Raw genomic sequence first — 3,551 nt, 5'->3', positions numbered from 1 at the left:
TTCAAGGATCCGAGCGCAGCCATCGTCGTCAGTGTTGAGGAGGCCGGGCAGTGACCTACACCGCTCCCGAGATCGCGTGGGCGCCGCTCGCGCCGATCATCATCGTGCTTGTGGCCGGCGCCCTCGGCGTGCTCATCGAGGCTTTCATGCGCAACGTGGCGTTGCGCCGCATGGTGCAACTGCAGCTGTCCGTGCTGGCGCTCGTCACCGCGCTGTTTGCCATCGTGTGGCAGTGGGTGGCCATCGAGGGCGACGGCGTGGTGGTGCTTGACACCATGATCTACCTGGACCGTCAGGCGCTCGTATGGCAGTTCTTGCTGGTCGTGTTCGCCATCGGCGGCGTGGTGCTGTTCGCTGACAGGAACCGCGAGGGGGAGGACGCCTTCACCCCGCTCGCCTCTGTCGCTCCCGGTTCGTCAGAAGAGACGGTAGCCCGCGCCAAGGGGCTGGCCGTCACCGAGTCGTTCCCGCTTGCGATGCTCGCGACGGGCGGCATGATGCTGTTCGCATCGGTCAACGACTTGCTGTTCCTGTTCGTGGCTCTCGAGTTGTTGTCCCTGCCGCTATACATCTTGGTGGCGCTGTCGCGCAGGCGCCGGCTGCTCAGCCAGGAAGCATCGCTTAAGTACTTCCTGCTAGGAGCCTTCTCGTCGGCGATCTTCCTCTTCGGCGTGGCGCTACTGTACGGCGCCACAGAGACCACCGGCATGCGAGAGATGCTGGGCCTGTACCACCCTGAGCGCCACACCATGCTGGTGCTGGGCCTGTTCATGGTGCTGGTGGGGTTGCTGTTCAAGATTGGCGCCGTGCCGTTCCACATGTGGGTTCCAGACGCGTACCAGGGCGCACCCTCTCCCGTCACCGCCTTCATGGCCGCAGCGACCAAGGCGGCCGCCGTCGCCGCGCTACTACGACTGTCCTACCTGGTGCTGTACAGGTTCGCCTGGGATCTCAACTGGGTGATCTGGACGGTCGCGATCGCGTCCATGGTGTTTGGCACGGTGCTCGCCATCGTGCAGACGGACGTCAAGCGCATGCTCGCGTACTCGTCGATCGCGCACGCCGGATTCATCCTGGTGGCATTCGCAGGTTTCTCTCCGTTGGCGCTGTCGGCCTTGCCGTTCTACCTGGCCACCTACGGCATCGCGACGCTTGGCGCGTTCGCGGTGATCACGCAAGTGCGCGAGCTCACGCCAGACGGCGCGGTGGGCGCAGAGGCCACTCGCCTTGGCCAGTGGGCGGGGCTGGGCAAGCGCAGCCCCTTGCTGGCTGGAGCGATGTCGCTGTTCCTGCTGTCGTTCGCTGGCATCCCGCTCACAGCTGGCTTCGTGGGCAAGTTTGTGGTGTTCCGCGCGGCGCTCGAGCAGGGCGCCTGGCCGCTCGTGGTGGTGGCAGTCCTCGCATCGACGGCCGCCGTGTTCTTCTACATTCGCCTGGCTGTGCTGATGTTCTTCACCGACGCGCCTGACGACACGAGCCCCCGCGTCGAGGTGCGCGCCACCGGCATCGGGCGTGGGGTGGCGATCGCGGCCGGGATCATCGTGCTGGTGCTTGGCGTGCTGCCCTCCGGCGCGCTCAACATCGCGGACGAGGCCGGCGTGCTGCTGTCGCCGCCAGTGGTTGCGGGCGGGTAGGCGGCCGCCACCATGCCATTGCCCATCGGCAACGCCGCGCTCGAGGCGTCGATCTCCCCGCGCCTCGATCTCATCGAGGAGCGGCTACGGGACGCGGTCGCGCAATCTGACAGGCTCGCCGATGCCACGTCCAGGCACCTCGTGGACGCCGGGGGCAAGAGGCTACGGCCGATGCTCGTGCTGCTCACCGCGCAACTGGGTGACGCCGCGCGGCCGGAGGTGCTCGACGCCGCCGTTGTGGTCGAACTGACCCACCTCGCGACGTTGTATCACGACGACGTCATGGACTCCGCTCCCACCCGTCGCGGCGCGCCAGCCGCCCACGAGGTGTGGGGCAACTCGGTCGCGATCCTCACGGGCGACCTGCTGTTCGCCAGGGCCTCCTCCGTGGTGGCCGGTCTGGGCCCAGAGGCCGTTCGCATTCAGGCGTCCACGTTCGAGCGGCTGTGCCTCGGCCAGCTGCACGAGACGGTCGGCCCAGCAGACGGCGAGGACGCCGTGCAGCACTATCTGCAGGTGTTGGCCGATAAGACGGGCTCGCTCATCGCCACGTCGGCGCGCTTTGGCGCCATGTTCGCAGGCTGCAACCGCAGCGTCGTCGAGCAGGTCACCCACTACGGCGAGCTTGCTGGCGTGGCCTTCCAGATTGCCGACGACGTGTTGGACATCCGCTCGGACGGCGACGTCTCCGGCAAGACGCCGGGCACCGACCTGCGCGAGGGCGTGGCGACCATGCCGGTGCTGCTGCTGCGCCAGCACGCCCACGGTCCGGACGGCACCGCCGAGGACGAGGCCCTGCTCGCGGCGATCGCTGGCGATCTCACGGACGATGCCGTGTTGGCGGACGTGGTGGATCGGCTGCGCGCACACCCAGTACTCGAGCAGACCGCCGCCCTGGCCGGGGAATGGAGCCGCCAGGCCGTGACCGCGATCGAGGGCCTGCCAGACGGCGAGGTCAAGGACGCCCTCGTGGCTTTCGCCGAGGCGCTCGTGGCCCGCGCGGCCTAGTTCGCGGGCGAAACCCACCGAGCCCAACGATCCGCGCCCCGCCTCCGTTTGGCAGGGTGAGAGCGAGAGGTGGGGACGTGGCACGGTGGCAAGAGTTGGTCGAGCGGTTGCTCGCCGAACGAGGACCAAGGCTGATCGCCTACGCGGCGCTGCTGGTGGGCCGCGACGGCGATGCTGAGGACCTGGTGCACGACGCCATCGTCAAGGTGTTCTCGAGGCCGCGGCCGCTGCGCACGGTCGATGAGGCGGAGGCATACGTCCGCTCCGCGATGCCCAGCATCGTGATCGACAAGGGTCGCTCGGCCACGAGCAAGCGCCGCGCCGTGACGCGGGCCTTCGAGAGGCCCCCGTACACCGCCGATCTGGATGCGGGCCTGGACGTGCGCGCGGCCCTCAGGGAGCTGCCGCCGCGCGAGCAGGTGTGCATCGTGTTGCGGTTCTTCGACGACCTCACTGTGCCCCAGGTCGCGGCCAGGCTGGGGCTGGCAGAGGGCACGGTGAAGCGCTACCTCGCCGATGCGCGGGCCAGGCTGTTGCCGCTGCTCGACGTGACGGAGTGGGAAGACGACGAGGAGATCACCGACGTGGTTTCGACAAGGCGAGGTGACTGACATGCGCGAATTGCGAGAGGTGCTTCAGGACGGCTTCCAGGCCCATGTGGGTGCGCTGGGAAGCGTCGGGGAGGCGTGGGACGGCCTCGCAGGGCGCGCCGTGCGCGACACGCGCCATCGGCGAGCCTGGCGAGCCGGTGCCGCGAGCACCGTCGCGGCGGCGACCCTGGTCGGCATCGTGGCGACCGCGGTGGCGGTGACCGGGGGCGGTGAGGGCGGCGACGCGCTCAACCCCGCGCATCGTCTGGTGATGGAGGACCCGAACTCGCTGGGGGAGTGCACGGCATACATGCCCGCC

The 3,551-nt window shown here is 68.7% G+C and carries 4 protein-coding genes; all 4 read left to right on the top strand.

What is annotated here, in order from left to right:
• The first annotated feature begins 50 nt into the window (after positions 1-50).
• Complete coding sequence (nuoN, locus tag QZZ33_RS09250) at positions 51-1,634, top strand: NADH-quinone oxidoreductase subunit NuoN (RefSeq protein ID WP_291379623.1); 1,584 nt, start codon at positions 51-53, stop codon at positions 1,632-1,634.
• Positions 1,635-1,646: 12 nt separating this feature from the next.
• On the top strand, positions 1,647-2,642 hold the full coding sequence (locus tag QZZ33_RS09245) for a polyprenyl synthetase family protein (RefSeq protein ID WP_291379621.1): 996 nt from the start codon (positions 1,647-1,649) through the stop codon (positions 2,640-2,642).
• A gap of 77 nt (positions 2,643-2,719) precedes the next feature.
• Positions 2,720-3,253, top strand: a complete 534-nt coding sequence (locus QZZ33_RS09240; RefSeq protein ID WP_291379619.1) for a sigma-70 family RNA polymerase sigma factor — start codon at positions 2,720-2,722, stop codon at positions 3,251-3,253.
• Between the two features lies 1 nt (position 3,254).
• Positions 3,255-3,551, top strand: a 297-nt coding sequence (locus tag QZZ33_RS09235) for a hypothetical protein (protein WP_291379617.1), incomplete at its 3' end; no start/stop codon positions are given.

The sequence above is a fragment of the Demequina sp. genome (genome assembly GCF_016278775.1).
In the GTDB taxonomy this organism is placed as follows: domain Bacteria; phylum Actinomycetota; class Actinomycetes; order Actinomycetales; family Demequinaceae; genus Demequina.
The sequence above is the reverse complement of the archived record's forward strand: the minus strand, read 5'-3'. Positions and strand labels throughout refer to the sequence as shown.